The organism is Zobellia galactanivorans, from assembly GCF_000973105.1.
GTDB lineage: Bacteria > Bacteroidota > Bacteroidia > Flavobacteriales > Flavobacteriaceae > Zobellia > Zobellia galactanivorans.
In genome coordinates this window covers 3503488-3527279 of record NC_015844.1, presented here as the reverse complement: position 1 = coordinate 3527279, position 23792 = coordinate 3503488, and the positions used below count along the sequence as shown (strand labels likewise).

The window sequence follows — 23792 nt, the reverse complement described above, 5'->3', positions numbered from 1 at the left end:
TAAGTTTAACTAAAAAGAATTAGTCATAGCAATACGTAAAAGATTTAGGCCCCAACCTAGGAGGGAAAATAAAAACCCTCACAAAATCAATGAAAAAATATTAGCACCTAAGGTAAGGTTGGTAGGTGATAATGTCGAGGTCGGGGTATACCCGATACGCGAAGCACTGAACAAATCGGAAGAAATGGGTCTTGACTTGGTCGAGATATCACCAAAGGCGGAACCACCGGTTTGTAAGATTATAGATTACAAGAAGTTTCTTTACGAACAAAAGAAGCGTGAAAAAGTCATGAAGGCGAAGGCCACCAAGGTTATCGTCAAGGAAATCCGTTTCGGACCGAATACCGACGACCATGATTATGACTTTAAAAAGAAGCACGCCGAAAAGTTTTTGCAAGACGGAGCCAAATTGAAGGCCTACGTTTTCTTTAAGGGACGTTCTATAGTATATAAGGACAAAGGTGAAATTCTACTTTTAAAGCTTGCCCAAGATTTGGAAGAGTGGGGTAAAGTAGAACAACTACCTAGACTAGAGGGTAAACGAATGACCATGTTCATTGCCCCTAAAGCAAAAAAATAAAAGTAGTACGGTTCAAACCGTATTACCCAAAAGATACTGAGCTCTGTCCGTCTTATGGCGGACAGTTTCAGCATAAATAAGTGAGATTCATATAAATAGGAAAAATGCCTAAACAGAAAACAAAATCGAGTGCCAAGAAGCGTTTTAAGCTTACCGGTACCGGTAAAATCAAAAGAAAGCACGCTTTTAAGAGTCACATCTTGACTAAAAAGTCTAAAAAGCGTAAGCTTAAGTTAACCCATGATGGACTAGTTCATCAGTCAGACGTTAACAGTATTAAAGAACAGTTGCGTTTAAAGTAACATTCTTTCGGTAACAAAGTATTAACCATGGAGTTGGGCTCTAAAAGTGTGCAGCAAATTGCACCGCCTACTACAAAAATTAAAAATTATGCCAAGATCAGTAAATGCAGTTGCTTCCAGAGCCAGAAGAAAAAAGGTGATGAAGCAGGCCAAAGGTTACTTTGGAAGACGTAAAAACGTTTGGACAGTAGCCAAAAATGCGGTAGAAAAAGCAATGTTATATGCTTACCGCGACAGAAGAAACAAAAAGAGAACTTTCCGTGCCCTATGGATTACCCGTATTAATGCAGGTGCCCGTTTACACGGATTGTCTTACTCCCAGTTTATGGGGAAATTAAAAGCGAACGACATTGAGTTGAACAGAAAGGTTCTTGCCGATTTGGCCATGAACCATCCGGAAGCTTTTAAAGCCATCGTAGACAAGGTTAAATAAATTAAGAATATATCTCACTTAGAAAAAATCCGGTACGTTTGTACCGGATTTTTTTATTCCCCAAAAGCGGTAAGCACCAGGTTTCTTCCCGATGCATGGTCCCTATGCTCACATAGGTAAACCCCTTGCCAAATCCCTAAGTTCAATCTTCCATTGCTTATCGGTATTTGTACCGATGCGCCCATTAAAGACGCTTTTATGTGTGCTGGCATATCATCGGGCCCTTCATAGGTATGAATGTAATACGGCGCGTTCTCGGGCACCATCACGTTCATATGGCTTTCAAAATCGGTTCGTACGGTCGGGTCGGCATTTTCGTTGACCGTCAAGCTGGCCGAGGTGTGCTTTATAAAAATCTGGCACATACCTACCTTTATCTTCTTAAGCTCGGGAAAGGCGTACAAAATCTCTTCGGTCACTAAGTGAAAACCCCGTTTGTATCCTTTTAACCTTATCTCTTTCTGGAAAAATTTCATGGGTGTTTTTATATGAAATAAATGTAAAACTTTCTAAATACGAAGCCTAATTAAATTTTGAACAGATACCTTTGCATCTTCTAAAAAATGCATATGGACCTATCGAAAGTAAAAATGGTCGTCACCGATATGGACGGCACTTTATTGAACTCCAACCACCAAGTAAGCGATCGCTTTTTTGAACTCTTTGAAATCATGAAGCAAAGAGGGATCATTTTCGTTGCCGCCAGTGGAAGACAGTACCATAGTATTGTAGACAAGTTGCAACCCATTAAAAACGATATTGTCGTAATTGCGGAAAACGGCGGCTTTGCCATGCAAAGGGATATTGAGCTCTTAGCCACCCCCCTACCCTATGCGGCCAAGAATTCGGTTCTTAATGTATTGGATTCCGTCGAGAACATCCATCCCGTTCTTTGTGGGAAGCACAATGCCTATATCAAAAACAATTCAAAGGAATTCGAAGCCAAGCTACGGGAGTATTATACCGACTTTAAGATGGTAGACGACCTCAAGGAGTTTGACGGCGAGATCCTAAAGATTGCCATCTACCACTTTGAGAGTTCCGAAAAATACATTTACCCTTCGGTAGCGCATTTAGAAGGCTCATTAAAAGTAAAGGTCTCCGGTGAAAACTGGGTAGACATTTCGAGTCCTGATGCCCATAAAGGATACGCCCTTCAGAAAGTCCAGGAACGCTTTAACGTCAGCCCGGCAGAAACCATGGTTTTTGGCGATTATAACAATGACCTTGAAATGTTGGCCCTAGCTGATTTCAGCTTTGCGATGGAAAATGCACACCCCAATGTAAAGAAAGCCGCCAACTACCTTACCGCCCATAACGATGATTTTGGTGTGGAACGCATTCTCGAAAAATTGGTGAACGCCCAATAACAAACGAAATACACGTTATTCTATAAAAATTTTAGCCTCGACCGATTCGTACTCATAGACGGATAGATTTATCGTCTCTGACAATATGATGCTAGAGTTAGGGGCTATTTTCCTGTAGATACTTTTGTAATGACCTATTTCACGGCCATCCTTCGTCTTCACCTTAAAGAATACGTTGTATTTTTTTTCGGGCGATAAAAAAATATCTTCGGACCGGTTCACCACCTCGTAATCGACTTTAATGGAATTCGTCTCCTTGCGCAACTCTTGAACATATACAACTTTCACTTCTAACTCAAACTCATTCGGCGCCGTTTCATGGTGGGAAGAAGACATCTCGTAGCCTTGATAGGCCCAGGAACCACAACTATTCAGTGCCAGCACCAAAACGACGGTCCCTATCAGCGGAATCCTTTTCATTTAACGAAAATCGATAATATATTGGCTACCCTCCGGTCATCGTGTAAATTCTTGTGCTTTGCCCCTATCTCTTCTTCATCGGCCCTGTACAGTTCATAATAAACCTTCAACTCCTTATTCAAAAATTGAAGGGCGCTATGATGCAAATACTGACCTATTGAAGTATCGGCCACAAAAAGGGATACATAGGTTTTTTGATATTTCTTAAACAGTTGCTTGAACAATTTGGGGTTGGCCTCATAAGACACCTTATCCTCTGAAGAAAGTTCCTCAAGTAAGGTTTCCAATAAAGGAAGGCTCCTAATCGTTTCATTGTTGATCAGCAACATCTTGTCGGAAAGCAAATCGATGTTCTTGTAAAGCGCTCTTTTATCTTCCTTTTCATCCCCTTGCCATTGGTGCAAAACCACCAAAAGTTTATCTAAAATCTTCTGCATCTCTTCCCAGTCGTCTTGAGACTCCTTGTTCAAGGATACTTCCTTGTTATAAATAGTGTAGAAATCGATTAGGTCTTGCGATATTTTCGAGGCTATGATCTTTTCATCTTCGTCGAGCACACTTAAATCGAGAAACTTAATTTCCTCCGACTCCTTTGCCGCACGATTGAATACCTCTACATAATAGGCGTCGGTCTCTTCGAAACCTACATCGGCATTGCCCCTTTCGTTGAACTTTCGGCCCAAGCGCTTCAGTTCTTCAAGGTATTGATAATGCCCTAGAATTTTACCCAAGAGATAGGCACGCTTCTTCCGCGTATCGAGAATAGACTGTGAGACTTCCAGCCTATTGGCCCCGAGGAGCCCTCCTGAATAGTTTTTATAATGCACATAACTTGGGTTATGCGTACCCTGAAAACCGACTTCGTCGAGGGGCTTCGGCGTATCGGTTCCGAAGAAGGCCTTTCGCTTAGCCATTTGTTCTTCGGGAAGTTGCTTCAGGTATTTATAACTCCCCCTGTAATCCAACTTTTCAATTTCCTGATACACCTCAAGGGCTTTTTCATCCTCGCCAAGTGCATGGTAGGCCCCGGAAATATTGGCCAATAGGCCCCAAACCACTTTCACCTGTTTTTTATCATGACTATCGTATTTCGATATTTCCTCCCGCCAAAAATCAATCTTTGGAAGCAATAGGGCCTCTATCTCCTTCTGATAGTTCGTTCCTAGCGCTACATCCGATAAGCTTTTTAAATCTTCGATCGAAGCTTGTATGCCGCTTAAATCAAAACCTTTTTTCTTCTTAAACGTATAGACATACAGCGACTTCTTTTTACGACGCAAATCAATAACGTCTTGCAAGTACTCCACCAGCTTATAATGCAAGGGTCCTGATACACTCCCGTTCGCACCTGCCATATACTTCTCTGCATTTTCCATAAAATGGGCCTTGGTCAATTCCAAAGCCTTTTTTTCACTGGTAATGGCGCTATTTTCGAAAGCATGTATCGAGTGCAAGGTATTGTAATCCTCTAGTTTTTTCTCGTGCAGAAGTCGACCTTGGGCATCGGTAATCTCGATTTTTATACCGCTATGAAGTTTTAACTGGCCCTCATAGCGCTCTTCTTCTTTTGACCCCTTCTTTTCCTTATAGGCCGAAATCTCAAAAACGCTAGGTTCGGGAGTAAGAATAACCTTTATATCCGCCTGATCGATTCGCGTGGTTTGATACGACCAGAGATCGAGAAAGGTCACCAAATTCGAAGAAACCGTTATTCTTCCCTCCGTAGATTTCAAAAAAACCAACTTATCGCCATTCCCATGAATCTCGGCCGCAGATATCGTCAGGGGTTTCTCATCGATGGAAAAGGCTATTTTATTGGCTGCCCCTTGTATTATAGGGTAATTCCATGCGTAATAATCAATAGATCTCTGTTTCGGATTTTGTGCCACAGCGCTAAAAACCCATAATAGAAATAGTAGATATAGAGTGCTATTTTTCTTCAAAATAATTCTGTTTGTAATCAAACGAAAAAGGAATAAAAATATTGGGACATCAAGGTTCCGTCCGCATCTTCGCAAAACCATTTTTGCCCGAGCAAGAATGACCATCTGTATTAAACTACCATATTAAATTACTGACAACAAAGTACTTGGCAAGTAGCCCATAGTCTTCTTGAAGGCTACGGTAAAATGCTGGGGATTGGAATAGCCCACTTCGTAAGAAGCCTGGGCGATAGAACAGTTTTCGTCGACTATCAAAGTTTTGGCCCTTTCCATCCGCAGACGTGTAATATATTTAAAAATGGTAGTTTGATGGACTTTCTTAAAGCAAGTTTTGAGTTTGGTGGTATTAAACCCTGCTATTTCCGACAGTTCTTTTATGGTCAACTTTTTCTTGAGGTTCTGCTTTATGTATCCCACTACCCTTTCAATGGCTTCATTATCTAAAATAGGCAACTCAGCTTCGCCATGCTCACCAATACTATGTCCTCTTCCCAAAAACACCTCTATGAGCAGACAACGTATTTGAGACTCTATATAATTCGTTTTGGCGCTTCCGCTAAATGGGCAGTTCAACATTTCAAGAAGCGGCACTCGCAGCTTTCCGGGTATGACCTGTCCTTTACTCCAAAGAAGTTTGGCTTCCTTGTCCTCTGCTATAAAGTGTCTAAGAACGGAATCGACCTCTTTTCCCAACAAATCCTCAAGAAACTTCCTTGTAAAGAATATTTCCACGGAAGTATAGTCTAAGCCTTTAAACTTCTGAGTTCCCAAAATACTCGGCCATTGGACGAGATTATAGTGACCGGACTGAATACCGACTTTAGCCTTGTTTTCAATTCCGGTAAACTTATAAGTGCCTTGCAACAAGAAATGAAGCCCCAAACACGAATGAAGGTTTTCATATGGGACCGTAGAAGGATTTTCTAAGCTGAACTTTTTCAATAAGATCCTAGCTCCTTCTAATCGAAGCTCTTGACAACTTCCGTTTAACTCCTTTTCCTGTTGAAAATCAACTGCTTTGGGTACATTTTCATGAATAGATGACACTAGGTCACCGCCTTGGTCTACCCTATACTGCCCCGATGGAAAAAGACCTATTCTCATTTATTCTTAATTCGTAACTAAAACTTCCTTTTGCGTTAGTGCTACCCGAAAACCTCGATTAGTTTTGCAAAGCTATTTATTTAGATTAAATCTTAATAAGAATAATAGATTATTTTCAAAATAATATGAAGAACATATTTGCGGCTTTCTTTTTACTAGTTTTCTTCTCTGTCCAATGTCAAGAAGCCTCCTCAACCATATCCGGTATTGTGACCGATGCCTATGGAAGGCCCTTGTCATTTGCCAGTATCATACTTGAAAACCTAAAATTGGGTGTTCTTACAGATGATAACGGGGCCTACGCCATTCATCAGGTACCTAAGGGAAACCATAAATTGAAGGTTTCATATATAGGTTATGGCACAAACTCAAAGCTTATTGAGGTCGATGAAAAAAACACTAATCTTAAAATAGATTTCGCCTTAAAGGAAAATGTCGAGCATCTAGACGAGGTAACCATTAATGGAAAGACGAAGAAAACATCCCTTGAAACAAAGGGATTTGCCGTAAACTCGGTCGAAACCAAGGAAGCAGGACTCAGAAGCATTCAAACCAATGAGTTATTGAACAATACGGTCGGTGTAAAAATACGACAGAACGGTGGTTTAGGTTCTACTGTCAAATATAGCTTAAACGGCCTATCCGGTAGATCGGTCAGCATTTTTATCGATGGAATTCCCATTTCCATATATGGTTCATCCTTTAGCCTGAACAGCATTCCTCCCTCAATGATCAAAAACATTGAAGTTTACAAAGGAGTCGTACCAGGGCACTTATCTAGTGACGCCGTTGGTGGCGCCATTAACATTGTTCTTCACGAAGGAGCCAAAAACAACCTGAACGCCTCGGTTTCGTACGGGTCGTTCAACACCTTACAGACAAATTTGAACGGGGCATACCGATTCGACAAATCAGGTTTTACCATAAAGGCATCGGCCTTTCACAATTACTCTGACAACGACTATAAAATTTCAGGTAGAACCATTGTCGATATTGCCCCCAATGGGGTAGAAACCCCTATTGTCGCTAGAAGGTTTTATGATGCCTATAGATCTACCGGGGGCATGGCACAGGTCGGTTTTACAAATGTGGAATGGGCCGATCAATTTTTGGTCGGTGTTACCGCTTCCGATGAGTACAATGAGGTACAACATGGCACTTTTGTCACCAAACTACCCTATAAAGGGCGCTTTTTGGAATCGGATGCCATACTAGGAAATCTAACGTATAAAAAGAAAAATCTATTCATAAAAGGGCTCGACCTAAATGTCAACGGGGTATACGGGAAACGCCATCGCAGTATAAACGATACCGTTGCCCAAGCATATAGTTGGACCGGGGAAAGAAGAATCAGGTTTGACGGGGAATATCTCGATTACATCTGGGATTCACAAAATGAAAACGGTCCGACACTGGCGAAAATTACCCGCAATGTATCCTCTGTCCGCTCAGGCCTGTCCTATACCATAAACAACAACCATAAAATCTTATTGAACCATGTATACAGTGGTATAGACAGGGAAGATAGTGACGAAATGATATCGTTACTCGAAAACACTTTTCAGCAAACTAGTGACCTTTATAAGAATATTATTTCCCTAAGCTACGAACTACAAGCCTTTGAAAGTAAGTTTAAGCTAAATGCCTTTGGAAAACATTACATTCAAAAAGTACTGAATACACAACCTGTATTTAACGATGACCATACCCAAGTAATAGATGAAGTTTACCAAAGCGATAAAGATTATACCGGATACGGTTTTGCCGCTTCTTACGCAATTCTCCCCTCCATTACCTTCTTGACATCCGCAGAAAAGGCCATTCGATTGCCCAGTGAAAACGAAGTATTTGGGGATGCCGGGGATAACTTGCTTCCCAACCTGACTATTCAACCCGAAACGAGTAACAATGTAAACCTTGGTTTACGCCTGGGAAAATTCAACCTTAATAAACACGGATTCACCTTAACCTCCAACTTCTTTGCCAGAAATATTGAAAACCGAATAGGATTACCTACAAATGCAGATGGACTAAGGGAAAGTGATGAGTTCGTACAATATACCAACTTAGAGAACACTGCCGAATCTAAAGGAATTGAAGGGGAACTCCACTACACCTACAACAACAATCTAGGTTTCAACTTCAATATTACCCGGATGAGTTTGACCACGGTAAATTCGGGTGTTGAAACCAACGTTCCCAACGTACCCTTATTTACCATGAATGCCGGTTTACGGTATACCTTCAAAAATTTCATTCAAGAAAAATCACGGCTAAACTTATTCTACAACACCTACTATACCGATGAGTTTAGCTACAAATTCGCCCAGGGAACAAATACGACAGGGGAAGAAGAGTTTCTAATTCCTGAACAGCTATCGCATGACTTTGGGCTTAGCTATACTTTTCCAAAAGAGAATTTTGTATTGAGCTTTGATGTCAAAAATATATTCGACCAAGCCATATACGACAACCTATCCGTACAAAAGCCGGGAAGGGCTTTTTACTTAAAACTGAATTATACAATCAATAATCTTTAATTATCTAAATAGATTCTATTATGAAACGACCCTTATTAAACTTAAAATCGTACGCCATTGCGTTATTTGCCATAGGTTTAATGACCGCCTGCAGCAGCGATGATAACTCCGTAACTCCCGATCAAGAAGAACAGGAAGAAGAGCAAGAGGAGGAAGCATCTAGATGGATTACCGTTGCCGGAGCCAAAATGGGCGAAAACCCCGGTGATGGAAATGGAGGAACCTTAATTTATTCCGTAACCAGCGAAGACGCCAAAGACCCGACAGTACAAATAGACCCGTTTAACAACGGCTTTGTGGCCCCGTCCAACCGAACGGCCAGACTGCAAGCTTCGGAAGATGGCAATACTATTTTCAACATCAGCTATGCCGGGGATACCGGTGGTAATTACACCAAATATATCGTAGAGGGGGAAGGAAAGTTCACCCCTACCGGATCGGAAATAAGTATAGCCCCTTATGTAGGTACCGCCCCACGATGGATCAAATTATTCGATGGGGACAAAACGGGTGCCGCCGTTTATGTATCAACGGAACATCAGATGGACGATAACGATACCCCTAACAATGTAACCGACGACAAATACCTCTATACAAATTCGACCATCGGTGTAGTTACCTTAGACTTGGTAGATTCCCAAATCAACAACTTTCAAGAGCATGTTATTACCCTAAGTGAGGAAGAATCGGCAGCAGGATATTATATCTCTAGAATAGATATGCCCGTTCTTAATGCCGCGGGAGATAAATTATATATCGGCGCACGTGTGAGTAAGGTCGACCCTGCAACCGTTGAAAGCGATAGTGATTATGATATTTTAAGCTCTAAAACCATAGTCCTTGACTATCCTTCCTTGCTAAACCCTACTATTATTTCTTCAAGCATAGGCCACGGAAACACTAATGGATACCGTAGTATCAACGCTTTTCTATATGACGGAAGCGTTTACCAAGCCAACCAGAGTGACCCTGAAGGCTCCCATATCTTGAAAATTGGATCGGACAACCAATATGACGATTCCTACGACTTCAACTTAGATGACGCCCTAGGTGTAGAAGGCGCATATATATTGGCCTGGAGACCAGCTGCGAACGGAAAAGCCGTTCTGGCCTACCGTCATGAAGGATCGGAAGAAGGTGTTGCCGGTGCCCAAGGATTCTTTGCCTTGGTCGACCTTAACGCCAAAACGGCCACGAAAATCGAGGCCATCCCTTATGAGGCCGACTTCTACTTATTCCAGTACCAAGGCTATGCAGTAGATGGAAACGAAATATACCTTACGCAAGCACCTGTTGGAAAAAATGGAAACATTTATGTGGTAGATACCGAAACCGGTGCCGTGACCAAGGGGGCCCAACTAATCAATACCGAAGGAAGTCACTTTATAGGTACTTGGTAAACCTATAAAATTATCAGCTTCAATATGCCATTATCGGGTCTAAGGCCCGATAATGGTTTTAGCAATTCAAAACCTTATTAATATGAACATGAAAATAAATATCCTTAGAACCCTGACAATAGTTCTCGGTTTCGCCCTTCTTTCTGTAAGTGCCGTGGCCCAACGCAATGCGCCGCGCAACCCTAATCCGTTTTTAAATAAGGATTACTGGGAAAAACAACCAAGTATTGGCACCATTCAGGCCACTATGAAAGAAGGCCACTCGGTCATCGAAGCCAACAGAGGCGGCTTTGACGCCACTACCTTTGCCATTTTCAGTAAAAACCCGATCAGCACCGTTGAGTTTTTGATGGATCAAGGCAACGACATCAACAAACGCACCCACGATTCCCGAACCTATGTGTTTTGGGCCGCTTCGAGTGGCCATCTAGACCTCGTAGAATATTTGATAGATAAAGGCGCCAAGCTAGACCTCGTGGATTCCCACGGATATGGCCCTATTTCCTTTACCGCGGCAACAGGACAAGAGAACACCGCCATCTATGACGCATTCATCGAAGGGGGTGCCGATTTAAAAAACGAGAAAGACCATCATGGGAAGAACGCCCTGCTAACTGCTGTAGGAAGGGCCAGAAACCTAGAAGTCGTAGATTATTTTATTGAAAAAGGCCTAAGCCTTAACAGTGTAGACGACCACGGAAATGGTGCCTTCCATTATGCCGCCCAAGGTGGAAACATCGATATTCTTAAGGAATTAGTGAAACGAGGGGTATCAACGGCAAAAAATGAATCTACCGGTGAAAACGCCATTTTCTTTGCCAGTAAAGGAAGGGGGGCTTCCGTGGAACTTTTTAAGTATTTAGAGGGATTGGGCCTCAATGCCAATGTAAGCACAAAAAAGGGAGAAAACCCACTGCATAATTTAGCCGGTTCATCAAAAGACATCAAGGTTTTTAAATATTTCGAAGAAAAAGGTGTTGACCCGAATGCCGTAGATGAAGAAGGAAATACCCCCCTTTTAAAAGCTGCGGCGCGAAACGAGCTTAGCATTGTAAAATACCTGGCCGAAAAAACAAAGAATATCGACCATTCGGATAGCAAAGGACAAACGGCTTTGGCCATGGCCCTTCAAAACAACAGTGCCGATGTTGTGTCTTACTTGATCACCAAAGGCGCCGATGTTCAGCTCAAGGACAACAAAGGAGACAATCTTGCCGCCTACCTTTTCGGTAGCCGGGGCAAGCCACGTGATTTCGATGCCAAAGTAGCCGCATTAAAAGCCAAAGGTTTTGACTTTAAACAATTACAAGCCGATAATAGCTCGGTATGGCATTTGGCCGTTTCGAAAAACAACTTGGACCTATTGAAAAAAGTAAGTGCATTCGGTGCGGATATCAATGGCAAGGACAAAGATGGAAATACCGCATTGCATTATGCGGCCATGAAGACCGAAAATGCCGAAATATTAAAGTATTTGATAAAGAACGGTGCAGACCTTAAGTCCACTACCGAATTTGGTGAAACTGCACACGACTTGGCCAGTGAGAACGAACTGTTGGCCAAAAACAAGGTAAACCTTCATTTTTTAAACTAGTATTCCATGAAAAATATTGTAATAAAGGCCATTGGAGCCCTAGGTTTGGTATCCGCAATCTTTGTATTGTCTTCTTTTATTAAGGAACCGGAAGTACGTTACAAATGTATGATTCAAATGACCAACTACACGGGCGAAAAGGCCTATGTCGTGGTTTCGTTGATCAATCCTGAAGGGAAATACGAAAAGACCCTATACATTCAAGGTGACGATAAGGAATGGTTTCCCGATTTAAAAAACTGGTGGAACTTCAGCGATGGTTCCGGTGAAAATGTAGATGCCCTTTCAGGTGCTACAATTGGAAACGGTGAGCGAAACGTTATTTCTTTAGGCTTTAACGCTTCGCACATGGACGCTGGTTATAAAGTTCGTTTTGAGTCCGCCGTAGAAAACCAAGAATATTACACCGTAGATGCGGAAATTGAATTGAACTCGGCCACCATAAAGGATAAAGTAAACGGCAAGGGCTACATCCGTTATATTAGAATGGTACCTAATAGATAGTTTTTATGATTGTATCGGTATGGAGGTATAGCCATTTGGTATTTGCCGTTGCCTCTTCCATTTTTCTGTTGATCGCATCGGTTACCGGTGTTATTCTTGCCGTAGAACCAATTTTGGATAAAATTGAACCCTACAGTGTTTCTGGGGCCGATGAACTTTCATTGGCCGAAACCCTAGAGCATATCAATAAAAAATATGATGAAGTATTGGCCGTAAAGCGTGACCGAAACGGTTTTGTTAGCGCCACGGCTATCGTAGATGGAAAGAACGATGAGTTTTACATCGATCCATTTACTGGTGAAAGATTGGGGAGCCTTATTCAAAAAAAGTCCTTCTTTCAATTTGCCACCAACCTCCACCGCTCTCTCTTTTTGAAATCCACGGGACGTTTCCTCATTGGCTTCGCCTCTTTTCTACTCATTCTCATCAGTATTTCGGGCATAGTGCTCATTGCAAAGAGACAAGGGGGCTACAAGCAATTCTTTGCGCCTGTTGTTCGCGAGAACTTTTCCCAATACCACCATGTTGTATATGCAAGATGGACCCTAATTCCGCTTTTGGTATTAGCCCTAACGGGAGTATACCTTTCCTTGCTTCGTTTTGATGTTATACCCGATTCCAAAGTCTCATTGCAAGTCGATTTTGATTCCATTCAAGAGGAACCTATAAGAGAATTCACGCAATTCGAGCTGTTCAAAAACACGCCCCTATCCGAGCTTCTTGAATTGGAATATCCCTTTTCGGAATTTGTAGAAGACTACTATATCGTTCAGTTAAAGGACAGGGAAGTATACCTCAACCAAGTTACCGGGGAGGTTCTTGCCGAAGAAAAATACCCTAGCCTACAGCTCATGTCGTCATGGGCCAGGGTTTTACATACGGGAGAAGGAAGCATCATTTGGTCCATAGTACTCGGCTTCGGAAGCTTGGCCATTCCCTTTTTAACGGTAACGGGCTTTATCGTATACTTCAAAAGGCCTAAAACCAAGATTAAAAATGTCTATTCAAAACACGAAAGTGAATATATTGTCTTGGTAGGCACGGAAGGTGGTACCACGCTTGAATTCGCCCAAGAATTACACAAACAACTATTATCCATAGGAAAGAAAAGCCATCTCGCCCTGATGAACCAATACTCCCTTTTCAAAAAAATGGAGCATTTGGTCGTTATTACGGCCACGTACGGACAAGGGGAAGCCCCGGCATCGGCAGATAAGTTTATACAACTGGTCAAAAAACAGCGACAGAAGCAAGCTTTTGATTTTAGTGTCGTAGGCTTTGGTTCGACGGCCTACCCCCACTTCTGTCAATTTGCCTACGAAACCCATACCACTTTAGAGGCCTCCGATACCAGTACGGCCCTACACGAGGTCTTTACGGTTAACGACCAATCTTTTGAATCTTTCAATAATTGGTCTATGGCCTGGTCAAAGAAAATGGGACTATCCATTCATCTGGAAAAACCGAAGTTGTTCAGCAGTTCAAAACCGGCATCTACCTTTAAGGTCATCCAGAAAGCCGAACTTCCCGAAGAGGACACCTTCCTTTTAAGCCTTAAAAACCTGAATGGATCAAGACCTGTTTCAGGTGACCTGTTATCGGTAGTACCCAGCGAAGGGGCCCGTGAGCGCTTATATTCCATTGGCAAGGTAAATACCGACACACTGGTAATCAGCATCCGAAGACACGACAAGGGCCTATGTTCCAACTACCTGCATCAACTGACGCAAGGCGAAAAACTCACCGCTACCGTAGTAAACAATAGGAATTTCCATTTTCCAAAGCACGCCAAAAAAACCGTGTTTATCGCCACAGGCACCGGCATTGGTCCTTTTCTTGGAATGATACAGGAGAATATTAAAAAAAGAGAAATCCATTTGTATTGGGGAGCGAGAACAAAAGATTCGTTCAACCTCTATAAAGATTATATCGAAGAGGCCATGCGAGAAGGTAAATTAACCGATTTTAAAGCGGCCTATTCCCGTCAACAAGCTGAAAAAATATACGTTCAAAACTTAATCCAACGAGATAAGGATTTGTTTTTAGACGTCTTAAAAAACAAAGGATGCATTATGATCTGTGGATCTATAGCCATGCAAAAAGAAGTACTGGAAGAACTGCAACTGCTAAGCCATGAATACTTGGGCAAAGACCTCAGTCATTACCAAAACCGCAAGCAGATCAAAATGGATTGTTATTGATCCGCGGAAGTTGAATCCACGAACACGAAGGGGTCTATTCGGTTTAGGTCTTTTGCTTCTTTTTTCTAGCTGCCGGAAACAATACATTGTTCAATATCAAACGATACCCGGGAGAATTGGGGTGTAGTTCCAGTTCCGTTTTCGGGTCTCCCACCCTATGTTGGTAGTCTTCCGGGTCATGCCCACCGTAGAAGGTAAAGAAACCTTTTCCTTTTACACCATGAATGTAACGGGCTTCGCCATTTTGTTTGTTTTCTCCAAGCACCAAAACGGTCGGTTTGATCTCTTCCCTCGTAAACGAGGTGGTCTGCCCCATAAAACCTTTGACCAAGGCGGTGTGGTTTTGACAGAGCATGGTGGGTACGGCATCCCATTTTGCGGAGAAGTCCATTAAGGAAAAATAATCGTATTCCTTAGATACATTGCCTCTCTTACTGGTCATATCTATGGATGAAAATTCGTATTTCAAGGGATTGCGCTCCAGTGTAAAATCGGTAAATGCAAAAGTTCTATCAAAATTCAATTTGCTTTGATAGTTTGCATCGCTAGGATCATTGTCGAACATAGGTTCACAAATATCCACTCCCTTGGCGGAAAGGGCTATATCAAAACTATCGGTAGCCGAACACATGGCGAACATAAAGCCTCCCCCGATAACATACGCCCTAATCTTTTCGGCTACGGCGCTTTTCTCTTCGGAAACTTTAGAAAACCCCATTCGTTCGGCCAGGGCCTCGGCCTCCTTCTTTTGTTCTATATACCAAGGTGCCGCCCGATAAGCTCCGTAAAACTTGCCGTACTGGCCGGTAAAATCTTCGTGATGCAAATGCAGCCAATCGTAGAGCGCCAGTTTATCACCTAGCACCTCTTCATCATAGACCGTTACATAGGGAATTTCGGCATAGGTCAAGACCATGGTCACCGCGTCGTCCCAAGGTTGGTTTCCCTTAGGGCTATAGACAGCAATCTTAGGGGCCTTCTCCAATATGACCGCATCTTGATTTTTGGAAGGACTACTTATTTCGTTCAGTATCCCTTCGGTTTGACTATCGGACAAAATTTCGAAGGAAACCCCGCGTATCTGACATTCCTTTCTAATGACTTCCCCATCGGGCAACAAAAAAGAACCTCCCCTATAATTTAGGAGCCATTGCACCTTCTGCTGTTTGGAAAGCACCCAATAGGTGATACCGTATGCCTTGAGGTGGTCTTTCTGCCCTTCGGCATCCATAGGGATCAGAATGGCAGAAGCGGAAACCTGCAAAACACCTACCAAGATAAAAAGAGTAGACAAAAGCGATTTTACCATATTTCTAGCACTTTGATTTTTTCTAAAGATACTTGAAAAAGTGCGCTTTTTATGACCGCCCAAGTTAAAGCTATGAAAAAACTTGTTGAAAGATCTTCAATTCAGGCCTTAAAACGGAACATCGTTATCGTCATCCGGGTTCAAGTCGTTCATAGAACTACCGAAAGCCTGATTGGCATCGGGCAGGTTCTTTGTAATGAACGGATTGTCTTCGTTCTCGTTCATTTTAGACTGAAACTCAAAGGGAGAATCAAAGTCATCAAGGTTATCGAACTTACCGAGATTACCGATAAACTTCAGACGAATGTTCTCAAGTCCACCGTTACGGTGTTTGGCCACGATAAATTCCGCCTGTCCTTGTGTCGGGCTTCGTTCCTCATCGTCCCATTCATCGATTTTGTAGTATTCGGGACGGAAAATAAAGGATACAATATCCGCATCCTGCTCGATCGCACCCGATTCACGTAAATCGGAAAGCAAGGGTCTTTTACTGCCCCCACGGGTTTCAACCGCACGGGATAGCTGTGACAGTGCAATAACCGGTATGTTCAATTCTTTTGCCAAGGCCTTGAGGTTACGCGAAATGGTCGAGATTTCCTGTTCACGGTTGCCTCCCTTTCCGGTACCACCGGCCGTCATTAGCTGTAAGTAGTCAATTATAATGATCTTGATATCATGCTGCGAAGCCAGACGTCTCGCCTTGGCCCGTAAATCGAAAATGGACAAAGACGGGGTATCATCGATAAACAAGGGGGCCTTTTCAAGCGCCTTTACTTTTACGTTCAACTGTTCCCATTCATGCTTCTCCAGCTTTCCTGTCCTCAATTTTTCCGATGAGAGTCCTGTTTCCGAAGAAATAAGACGGGTGATCAACTGTACGGAAGACATCTCACAAGAGAAAAACGCAACGGCTTGACCACCGTCTACCGCAATATTCCTCGCCATAGACAAGGTAAGGGCCGTTTTACCCATACCGGGACGTGCCGCTACAATGATCAAATCACTGGGCTGCCAACCCGAAGTCAGTTTATCGAGTTTATCAAATCCGGTAGCGATACCGCTCATACCTTCTTTGTTGGAAATCTCCTCAATTTTTTTCTTCGCCTGAATTACCAAATCCATAGCGGTTTCGGCAGAACGCTTTAGGTTGCCTTGGGTAACGTCGTAAAGCTTAGATTCCGCACTGTCCAATAAATCGAAAACATCGGTAGACTCATCATAGGCCTCTTCAATGATTTCGTTGGAGATTTTAATAAGGCTACGCTGTATAAACTTCTGAAGGATGATTCGTGCATGAAACTCGATATGCGCCGAAGAAGCTACTTTTTGCGTCAATTTTATAAGGTAGAAATCACCCCCTACGGCCTCTAAACGACCATCTTTCTTCAATTGTGACGAAACGGTTAATAAATCGACCGGTTCCGAACTTTCAAACAACTTAAAGATGGCCTCATAGATGTACCTATGGGCATCTTTGTAGAAAACATCAGGATGTAGAATATCAATAACTTCATCTACGCCCTTTTTATCAATCATCATAGCACCGAGCACAACCTCTTCTAAATCAACAGATTGTGGCGGTATCTTACCTCGCTCCAAGTTGATCAAGGTAGATTTATCAATTTTGCGACCTATGACCGGATTAATTTTTTCCATTGTACGAAAATATGCAATTAAGTGACTAAAAAAATGAAGTATAATTCACAGGTAATGAACATTGCCCTGTTAATAAGTTACGATTTTATGTTGATAACAAAAAAAATCTGAAGAAAGTTTCCTTCAGATTTTGACCGGCTTGTGAAATGTGCCCGTTAACCGTTAAAAACACCCATTTGAGCGTACTTATCCATTCGGGTTCTGACCAATTCTTTTGGGGATAACTTTTCCAACACCTCAAATTGGGCCACAATTTTATTCTTGACGACTTCAAAAGTCTTTTCACGATTGGCATGGGCTCCACCCGCGGGCTCACGGACAATTTCGTCGATCAATTTCAATTTTTTCATATCGGTAGCGGTAAGCTTCAATGCTTCGGCAGCTACTTCCTTATACTCCCAACTTCTCCAAAGAATGGAAGAACATGATTCGGGTGAAATTACGGAATACCAAGTGTTTTCCAACATAAGGACCCTATCGCCTACTCCTATGCCCAAGGCGCCACCAGAGGCTCCTTCACCAATAATGACCACTATAATGGGCACCTTTAAACGCGTCATTTCAAGTATATTACGGGCTATCGCCTCGCCTTGACCACGCTCTTCCGCCTCAATACCGGCAGCACCACCAGGTGTATCGATAAAGCATACGACAGGTATATTGAATTTTTCGGCAGATTTCATTAAGCGCAAGGCTTTGCGATACCCCTCAGGGTTTGCCATACCGAAATTCCGGTATTGCCTGGTCTTGGTATTGTATCCTTTCTGTTGACCGATGAACATAAAACTCTGATCGCCGATTTTACCCAAGCCCCCTATCATTGCCTTATCGTCCTTTACATTTCTATCGCCATGGAGCTCTAAAAACGTATCGCCACAAATGGCATTGATATAATCCAAGGTATAAGGTCTATTGGGATGTCTTGACAACTGAACCCTCTGCCAAGCGGTAAGGTTCTTGTAGATTTCCTTTCGGGTATCGGCCAGTTTCTTTTCAATCTGCTTACAGGTTTCCGATACATCAACATCGCTTTCTTGTCCGATAATCATGCATTTGTCCAACTGCTCTTCAAGCTCTTTTATCGGGAGTTCAAAATCGAGATATTCCATTAGTAGTGTAATAGGTTTAGTTTGATAGGCAAATATAGAACTTTAAGCTTATCCCTTGAAGGGTTTTTTAAACCTTCTCCGATTTTTCAATATCCCATTGGCCAGAACCGTCAACAAGATAATGCCTCCGCCCAAATAGAACAGGGGGTTCATTTTTTCCGAATCCCCTAAAATCAAAAAGGCCAAAACGATACCGTAGACCGGCTCTAGATTAATGGTAAGCATTACGGTATAAGGACTTATAAACTTTAAAATCTTCACCGAAGCAATAAATGCATAAGCCGTACACACTGACGCCAAAATGAACAGATACAATAAATCATCGGATGACAATTGAAAAAATTGGGCATTAAAACTTCCTTGAAAGGCCAAAAAAATACTGAGCAGGCCCACCCCGCTCAATAGCTCGTAAAAAGAAATGACCGAAGGCCTCTCTTTCTGGATCAACTTTCCGTTGATCATTGAAAATAGGGCCGAAAGAAAGGATGACACAAGGGCGATCATAATACCGTAAAGATATTGGGTATCGACCTTAAAGATCATATAAAGGCCCAACATCACCACGATACCGAATACGACCTCATACCATATCATTTTTCGCTTATACCAAAACGGTTCAATCAAGGCCGTAAAAAAGGCACCCGTAGACATCGTGGCCAATGCTATGGAAACATTCGACACCTTTATGGCCATAAAGAAGGTGACCCAATGCAGGGCGATTACAATTCCCGCACCTATCAAGGCCAGAAGCATTTTAGGACTCACCTTTAAGGAATACCGCTTAGCGAACAGGTAGAAGAATATCAGCACCGCCGCCATAAGCATACGGTACCACACCAAAGGCATGGCATCAAGGGTAATGAGCTTGCCCAAAACCGCGGTAAAGCCCCAGATAAAGACAATAAAATGTAAATGCAGGTAATTCTTCAGCTGTGCCCCCATGCCTTTTTATAGCTATCGTATTATCGTTTGGCCCTCTGCAGCAATACCACCGCGAGAATACCAAAAAGCATGTTCGGGATCAATACTGCCAACAGGGGAGAAAAACCCGATTGTTCGGCAAGTGTTCCAAAAACCTTGTCAAAGAAAACGAACACAAAGGCCACTATAATACCAAAGGCCAGATTGATCCCCATACCTCCCCTTCGTTTTACCGAGGAAACGGCCACTGCTATAATGGTCAGGATAAAGGCCGTTATCGGCAAGGCCCATCTCTTATATTTCACCAGAACGTAGGCATTGATATTGGAAGCCCCTTTGAGTTTCTGATCTTTGATAAAGCGATTGAGCTCAAAAATATTCTTGGTTTCCGCGGCATAGGACACGGGCGTAAGGTCACTTATATTAAAGGCAAAAAGCGTGTCTAGACGGCGCTTGGTCTCCACTAAGGCCGTATCGTTATAGATTTTTCGCTTTTTATACGTGGTGAGGCGGTAGACACTGTCTTTTTCCACCCATCTGATATTGGCCGCCGATATTTTGAACTTCAATTGGTTCTCTTTATCAAAACGTTCAAAGGTAAAATTATAGCCGATTTGGCGCGCAGGGTCAAAGCTACTTACGTAAATGAAGTCATTTGCATTCAATTGCGTAAAGATATTGTTGGTCACCCGGTCTTGTTTTCCCTTTTTCAAATACTTGTATTTGAATTCATTGAAGCCCTTACTGGCATTGGGTACAACAAACATCCCCATGATAAACATGATAATGGCTATGATGGATGCCCCAATAATATAGGGCCTCAAAAACCTGGAATAGGAAACCCCTGAACTCAAAATGGCAACGATTTCCGTATTACTCGCTAGTTTGGAGGTAAAGAAAATAATGGATAGAAAAAGAAAAATTGGAAACAGTAGGCTCCCGATGTAGATCGTAAAATTTCCAAAATAGACAAGTATCTCATCCAATGGGGCCTCGTTGGCCTGCATTTTTCCTATCTGTTCGGCCAAATGGGCCATGATACCGATAGGGATGAATAGCAAGATCATCACCGAAAAAGTGACCAAATATCGCTTAAGTATATATTTATCTAATATTGTAAGCACTACAATCGTTTATCCATTTGTTTCACCATACGGTCTTTCCATTCGGTAAAATCCCCCGCTAAAATATGCTTTCGAGCTTCACGAACCAACCAAAGATAGAATCCTAGGTTGTGAATGGTGGCAATTTGCTTGCCCAAATACTCCTTGGCCACGAACAAATGGCGCAAATAGGCCTTTGAATATTCGAGGTCGACAAAGGTGATCCCCATTTCATCAACGGGAGAAAAATCGTCCTCCCATTTTTTGTTCTTTATATTAATCGTTCCATGGGCCGTAAACAACATTCCGTTTCGCGCATTTCGCGTAGGCATTACACAATCGAACATATCGATCCCCAAGGCAATGTTCTCCAAAATATTGATAGGCGTACCTACCCCCATCAGATATCTTGGTTTGTCTTCGGGCAATATTTCGCAGACCACCTCGGTCATGGCATACATTTCCTCGGCGGGCTCGCCAACGGACAGGCCACCGATAGCATTACCTTCGGCCCCTACCCCGGCAATATACTCGGCCGAGCGTTTTCTTAGATCGGTATAGGTAGAACCTTGTACTATCGGAAAGAATGCCTGTGAATAATCATATTCAAAGGGGGTCTTTTTTAAGTGCGTTATACAGCGCTCCAGCCACCTGTGGGTCATATGCATAGACCGTTCTGCATAGCGATAATCGCATGGATAAGGCGTACATTCGTCAAAGGCCATGATAATATCGGCCCCTATAACACGCTGTATTTCCATCACGTTTTCCGGTGTAAAAAGATGGGTCGTACCGTCGATATGCGACTTGAACTTCACCCCTTCTTCCTTTATCTTACGGTTTCCCGAGAGGGAATACACTTGATACCCCCCACTGTCGGTAAGGATATTCCTATCCCACCCCATAAACTTATGGAGTCCCCCGGCCTTCTTTAGAATTTCCGTCTTGGGCCGAAGGAAAAGGTGATAGGTATTTCCCAAAATAATATCGGGATTGATATCTTCCTTCAATTCACGCTGGTGCACACTTTTTACCGAAGCAACGGTACCTACCGGCATGAATATAGGGGTTTCTATTACGCCGTGATCGGTAACCATGGTTCCGGCACGGGCTTTACTCTTAGGGTCTGTATGGTGTAAGGTAAATTTCAAAATATTATTTATGGGCGCAAAGATAAACAACTGCCTAGCATAAAAGCCCTAAGGAAAAAATAAAGTTTGTCCAAAACCTGGGTTTCCGACTACCGAAACTAACTTTTTCACCGCCATCGCCTCTCTCTTTCAATAAATTCCGTCCAAATAAACGGCTCTAGCGCAAAAGGTTGCCAACTGTTGCTTTTATCACTCTTTTTTTGATTTGAGGGCAAAAATAAACAAGGTGCGATTTGTATTCCCAAAAGATTGCGATTACATTTGAAAACTACTAAAAACGAACATTTACAAATGGCAAAATTAGACGAACTACAAGATATCGTAGTACAGACCCGAAGGGATATTCTACGCATGGTACACAAGGTAAATTCAGGTCACCCAGGGGGTTCTTTGGGCTGTACCGAATTTTTGGTCGCGCTTTACAATGAAGTAATGGACCTTAAAGAAGGTTTTGATATGGACGGTAAGGACGAAGACCTTTTCTTTCTTTCAAACGGCCACATCTCACCTGTTTTTTACAGTGTTTTGGCAAGAAAGGGATACTTTCCCGTGGAAGAATTAAATACCTTCCGTTTATTGAACTCCCGTCTTCAAGGACACCCGACTACCCACGAAGGCCTACCAGGGGTTCGTGTAGCATCGGGATCTTTAGGTCAAGGAATGTCCGTAGCGATCGGTGCGGCATTAGCCAAGAAATTGAACGGAGATAACCATTTGGTCTATAGTCTTCACGGTGATGGCGAATTACAGGAAGGCCAAAACTGGGAAGCCATTATGTATGCTGCCGGAAATAAAGTTGACAACCTGATCTCTACCATAGATAGGAACGGACAGCAGATCGACGGCCCTACCGAAGAAGTGCTTCCTTTAGGAAACCTAAAAGAGAAGTTCGAAGTTTTCGGATGGGATGTTCTTGAAGTAGCCGAAGGCAACAACCTTGAAGCCATAATCAATGGACTGAACGAGGCCAAGAGCAGAACAGGAAAAGGAAAACCCGTATGTATCATACTAGATACCATGATGGGCAACGGTGTAGATTTTATGATGCACACCCATGCATGGCACGGTAAAGCACCTAGCGACGAGCAATTAGCGAACGCTTTAAGCCAAAACCCAGAAACCTTAGGTGATTATTAAAATTCCGAAACTATCTTAAAATTTTAGCTTTCCGCCTCGGAAACGACAAAAACTGAATAAAATGACAAAATATATAGATCAAGGAAAAAACGATACTAGAAGTGGCTACGGAGACGCCATGACCGAGTTAGGAAGAACCAACCCTAATGTAGTAGCCCTTTGTGCCGATTTGGTAGGTTCTTTAAAAATACAGCCTTTTATTGACGAGAATCCCGAGAGATTCTTTCAAATAGGTATAGCCGAAGCCAACATGATGGGTATCGCAGCCGGACTCACCATTGGAGGAAAGATTCCTTTTGCCAGTACATTCGCCAACTTTGCAACAGGTAGGGTTTACGACCAGATCCGTCAGTCTATCGCCTACTCCGGAAAGAATGTAAAAATATGTGCTTCGCACGCTGGTGTAACCCTTGGTGAAGACGGTGCCACCCACCAGATTTTAGAGGACATCGGTATGATGAAAATGCTTCCGGGCATGACGGTCATCAACCCATGTGACTACAACCAAACGAAGGCCGCTACTTTGGCCATCGCCGAATATGATGGACCTGTATACTTGCGCTTTGGCCGACCAAAAGTAGCCAACTTTACCCCCGTCGACCAAAAATTCGAAATCGGCAAGGCCGTAATGCTAAGCGAAGGTACCGATGTAACCATAGTTGCCACAGGTCACTTGGTATGGGAAGCTTTGATCGCTGCAGAAAAACTGGAAGAACAAGGAATTTCAGCAGAGGTTATCAATATCCACACCATCAAACCCTTTGATGAGGAAGCGGTGTTAAAATCAGTTAAAAAAACAGGTTGCATCGTAACTGCCGAAGAGCACAATTACTTGGGCGGACTCGGAGAGACAGTGGCCAGAACCCTTACAGTACAGCATCCTGCACCTCAAGAGTTCGTTGCAACGCAAGATACTTTTGGCGAAAGCGGCACCCCAGAACAACTTATGGAGAAGTACGGACTAAACAATAAAGCTATTGAGAAGGCCGTTTTAAAGGTATTGAAAAGGAAATAA

General features: G+C 42.7%; 21 protein-coding genes. 11 read left to right on the top strand and 10 right to left on the bottom strand.

Translation table 11 applies throughout. From position 1 onward, the window contains the following. Positions 1–25 precede the first annotated feature (25 nt). From infC to rplT, 3 genes are all read left to right on the top strand, one after another. Positions 26–580, top strand: coding sequence for a translation initiation factor IF-3 (gene infC / locus ZOBGAL_RS14365; RefSeq protein ID WP_084724353.1), 555 nt, complete (start codon positions 26–28; stop codon positions 578–580). Between the two features lie 104 nt (positions 581–684). Continuing rightward, positions 685–882: a 50S ribosomal protein L35 gene (gene rpmI, locus ZOBGAL_RS14360; protein ID WP_013994375.1), complete on the top strand. Its 198-nt coding sequence runs from the start codon at positions 685–687 to the stop codon at positions 880–882. A gap of 88 nt (positions 883–970) precedes the next feature. Then, positions 971–1315, top strand: coding sequence for a 50S ribosomal protein L20 (gene rplT / locus ZOBGAL_RS14355; protein WP_013994374.1), 345 nt, complete (start codon positions 971–973; stop codon positions 1313–1315). 53 nt (positions 1316–1368) lie between these two features. Here rplT and ZOBGAL_RS14350 read toward each other — a convergent pair whose 3' ends face one another. Beyond that, positions 1369–1791 carry a secondary thiamine-phosphate synthase enzyme YjbQ gene (locus tag ZOBGAL_RS14350; protein ID WP_013994373.1) on the bottom strand — a complete coding sequence of 141 codons (423 nt, stop codon included), beginning with the start codon at positions 1789–1791 and terminating at the stop codon, positions 1369–1371. Between the two features lie 93 nt (positions 1792–1884). Between ZOBGAL_RS14350 and ZOBGAL_RS14345 the strand changes: the two genes are divergently transcribed. Beyond that, a complete protein-coding gene (locus ZOBGAL_RS14345; protein WP_046287507.1) occupies positions 1885–2685 on the top strand; it encodes an HAD family hydrolase in 801 nt (266 codons plus the stop codon). Between the two features lie 15 nt (positions 2686–2700). On the opposite strand, the gene ZOBGAL_RS14340 is transcribed toward ZOBGAL_RS14345, so the two are convergent. From ZOBGAL_RS14340 to ZOBGAL_RS22755, 3 genes are all read right to left on the bottom strand, one after another. Beyond that, the gene (locus ZOBGAL_RS14340; RefSeq protein WP_013994371.1) at positions 2701–3105 is read right to left on the bottom strand and encodes a hypothetical protein; all 405 of its coding nucleotides are present in this window, start codon (positions 3103–3105) and stop codon (positions 2701–2703) included. Further along, the gene (locus ZOBGAL_RS14335; protein ID WP_013994370.1) at positions 3102–5048 is read right to left on the bottom strand and encodes a hypothetical protein; all 1947 of its coding nucleotides are present in this window, start codon (positions 5046–5048) and stop codon (positions 3102–3104) included. Before ZOBGAL_RS14335 ends, ZOBGAL_RS14340 begins: the two co-directional genes overlap by 4 nt. 123 nt (positions 5049–5171) lie before the next feature. Continuing rightward, positions 5172–6152 (bottom strand): helix-turn-helix domain-containing protein, encoded by a 981-nt coding sequence (locus tag ZOBGAL_RS22755; RefSeq protein ID WP_013994369.1) that lies wholly within the window; start codon positions 6150–6152, stop codon positions 5172–5174. Between the two features lie 125 nt (positions 6153–6277). On the opposite strand from ZOBGAL_RS22755, the gene ZOBGAL_RS14325 reads away from it, so the two are divergent. The 5 genes from ZOBGAL_RS14325 to ZOBGAL_RS14305 all read left to right on the top strand — a co-directional run bounded on the left by ZOBGAL_RS14325 (position 6278) and on the right by ZOBGAL_RS14305 (position 14391). Next, on the top strand, positions 6278–8692 hold the full coding sequence (locus tag ZOBGAL_RS14325) for a TonB-dependent receptor (RefSeq protein ID WP_013994368.1): 2415 nt from the start codon (positions 6278–6280) through the stop codon (positions 8690–8692). A gap of 20 nt (positions 8693–8712) precedes the next feature. Continuing rightward, on the top strand, positions 8713–10092 hold the full coding sequence (locus ZOBGAL_RS14320) for a hypothetical protein (protein WP_013994367.1): 1380 nt from the start codon (positions 8713–8715) through the stop codon (positions 10090–10092). 82 nt (positions 10093–10174) lie between these two features. Beyond that, the gene (locus ZOBGAL_RS14315; protein ID WP_158499729.1) at positions 10175–11686 is read left to right on the top strand and encodes an ankyrin repeat domain-containing protein; all 1512 of its coding nucleotides are present in this window, start codon (positions 10175–10177) and stop codon (positions 11684–11686) included. A gap of 6 nt (positions 11687–11692) precedes the next feature. Further along, the gene (locus tag ZOBGAL_RS14310) at positions 11693–12190 is read left to right on the top strand and encodes a DUF2271 domain-containing protein (protein ID WP_013994365.1); all 498 of its coding nucleotides are present in this window, start codon (positions 11693–11695) and stop codon (positions 12188–12190) included. Between the two features lie 5 nt (positions 12191–12195). Then, a complete protein-coding gene (locus ZOBGAL_RS14305) occupies positions 12196–14391 on the top strand; it encodes a PepSY domain-containing protein (RefSeq protein ID WP_013994364.1) in 2196 nt (731 codons plus the stop codon). 43 nt (positions 14392–14434) lie between these two features. On the opposite strand, the gene ZOBGAL_RS14300 is transcribed toward ZOBGAL_RS14305, so the two are convergent. The 6 genes from ZOBGAL_RS14300 to tgt form a co-directional block, all read right to left on the bottom strand. Beyond that, complete coding sequence (locus ZOBGAL_RS14300) at positions 14435–15700, bottom strand: hypothetical protein (RefSeq protein WP_013994363.1); 1266 nt, start codon at positions 15698–15700, stop codon at positions 14435–14437. 108 nt (positions 15701–15808) lie between these two features. Further along, on the bottom strand, positions 15809–17356 hold the full coding sequence (gene dnaB, locus ZOBGAL_RS14295; protein WP_013994362.1) for a replicative DNA helicase: 1548 nt from the start codon (positions 17354–17356) through the stop codon (positions 15809–15811). 155 nt (positions 17357–17511) lie between these two features. After that, positions 17512–18465 (bottom strand): acetyl-CoA carboxylase carboxyltransferase subunit alpha, encoded by a 954-nt coding sequence (locus tag ZOBGAL_RS14290; protein ID WP_013994361.1) that lies wholly within the window; start codon positions 18463–18465, stop codon positions 17512–17514. A 48-nt stretch (positions 18466–18513) separates the two neighbouring features. Then, on the bottom strand, positions 18514–19407 hold the full coding sequence (locus ZOBGAL_RS14285) for a DMT family transporter (protein WP_013994360.1): 894 nt from the start codon (positions 19405–19407) through the stop codon (positions 18514–18516). 20 nt (positions 19408–19427) lie between these two features. Beyond that, positions 19428–20510 carry an LptF/LptG family permease gene (locus ZOBGAL_RS14280; protein WP_013994359.1) on the bottom strand — a complete coding sequence of 361 codons (1083 nt, stop codon included), beginning with the start codon at positions 20508–20510 and terminating at the stop codon, positions 19428–19430. Next, entirely contained in the window at positions 20510–21640 is a 1131-nt protein-coding gene (gene tgt, locus ZOBGAL_RS14275; RefSeq protein ID WP_046287948.1) for a tRNA guanosine(34) transglycosylase Tgt, read from the bottom strand. The genes ZOBGAL_RS14280 and tgt overlap by 1 nt, the downstream gene beginning before the upstream one ends. A 261-nt stretch (positions 21641–21901) precedes the next feature. Here tgt and ZOBGAL_RS14270 point away from each other — a divergent pair, with 261 nt between their 5' ends. Both ZOBGAL_RS14270 and ZOBGAL_RS14265 read left to right on the top strand, forming a co-directional pair. After that, entirely contained in the window at positions 21902–22777 is an 876-nt protein-coding gene (locus tag ZOBGAL_RS14270) for a transketolase (protein ID WP_262507915.1), read from the top strand. 61 nt (positions 22778–22838) lie between these two features. After that, positions 22839–23792 carry a transketolase family protein gene (locus tag ZOBGAL_RS14265; RefSeq protein ID WP_013994356.1) on the top strand — a complete coding sequence of 318 codons (954 nt, stop codon included), beginning with the start codon at positions 22839–22841 and terminating at the stop codon, positions 23790–23792.

Coding starts and splice junctions, on each gene's coding strand:
- rpmI (WP_013994375.1), top strand. CDS start 685: ATGCCTAAACAGAAAACAAAATCGAGTGCCAAGAAGCGTTTTAAGCTT.
- rplT (WP_013994374.1), top strand. CDS start 971: ATGCCAAGATCAGTAAATGCAGTTGCTTCCAGAGCCAGAAGAAAAAAG.
- ZOBGAL_RS14350 (WP_013994373.1), bottom strand. CDS start 1,791: ATGAAATTTTTCCAGAAAGAGATAAGGTTAAAAGGATACAAACGGGGT.
- ZOBGAL_RS14345 (WP_046287507.1), top strand. CDS start 1,885: ATGGACCTATCGAAAGTAAAAATGGTCGTCACCGATATGGACGGCACT.
- ZOBGAL_RS14340 (WP_013994371.1), bottom strand. CDS start 3,105: ATGAAAAGGATTCCGCTGATAGGGACCGTCGTTTTGGTGCTGGCACTG.
- ZOBGAL_RS22755 (WP_013994369.1), bottom strand. CDS start 6,152: ATGAGAATAGGTCTTTTTCCATCGGGGCAGTATAGGGTAGACCAAGGC.
- ZOBGAL_RS14325 (WP_013994368.1), top strand. CDS start 6,278: ATGAAGAACATATTTGCGGCTTTCTTTTTACTAGTTTTCTTCTCTGTC.
- ZOBGAL_RS14320 (WP_013994367.1), top strand. CDS start 8,713: ATGAAACGACCCTTATTAAACTTAAAATCGTACGCCATTGCGTTATTT.
- ZOBGAL_RS14315 (WP_158499729.1), top strand. CDS start 10,175: ATGAACATGAAAATAAATATCCTTAGAACCCTGACAATAGTTCTCGGT.
- ZOBGAL_RS14310 (WP_013994365.1), top strand. CDS start 11,693: ATGAAAAATATTGTAATAAAGGCCATTGGAGCCCTAGGTTTGGTATCC.
- ZOBGAL_RS14305 (WP_013994364.1), top strand. CDS start 12,196: ATGATTGTATCGGTATGGAGGTATAGCCATTTGGTATTTGCCGTTGCC.
- ZOBGAL_RS14300 (WP_013994363.1), bottom strand. CDS start 15,700: ATGGTAAAATCGCTTTTGTCTACTCTTTTTATCTTGGTAGGTGTTTTG.
- dnaB (WP_013994362.1), bottom strand. CDS start 17,356: ATGGAAAAAATTAATCCGGTCATAGGTCGCAAAATTGATAAATCTACC.
- ZOBGAL_RS14290 (WP_013994361.1), bottom strand. CDS start 18,465: ATGGAATATCTCGATTTTGAACTCCCGATAAAAGAGCTTGAAGAGCAG.
- ZOBGAL_RS14285 (WP_013994360.1), bottom strand. CDS start 19,407: ATGGGGGCACAGCTGAAGAATTACCTGCATTTACATTTTATTGTCTTT.
- ZOBGAL_RS14265 (WP_013994356.1), top strand. CDS start 22,839: ATGACAAAATATATAGATCAAGGAAAAAACGATACTAGAAGTGGCTAC.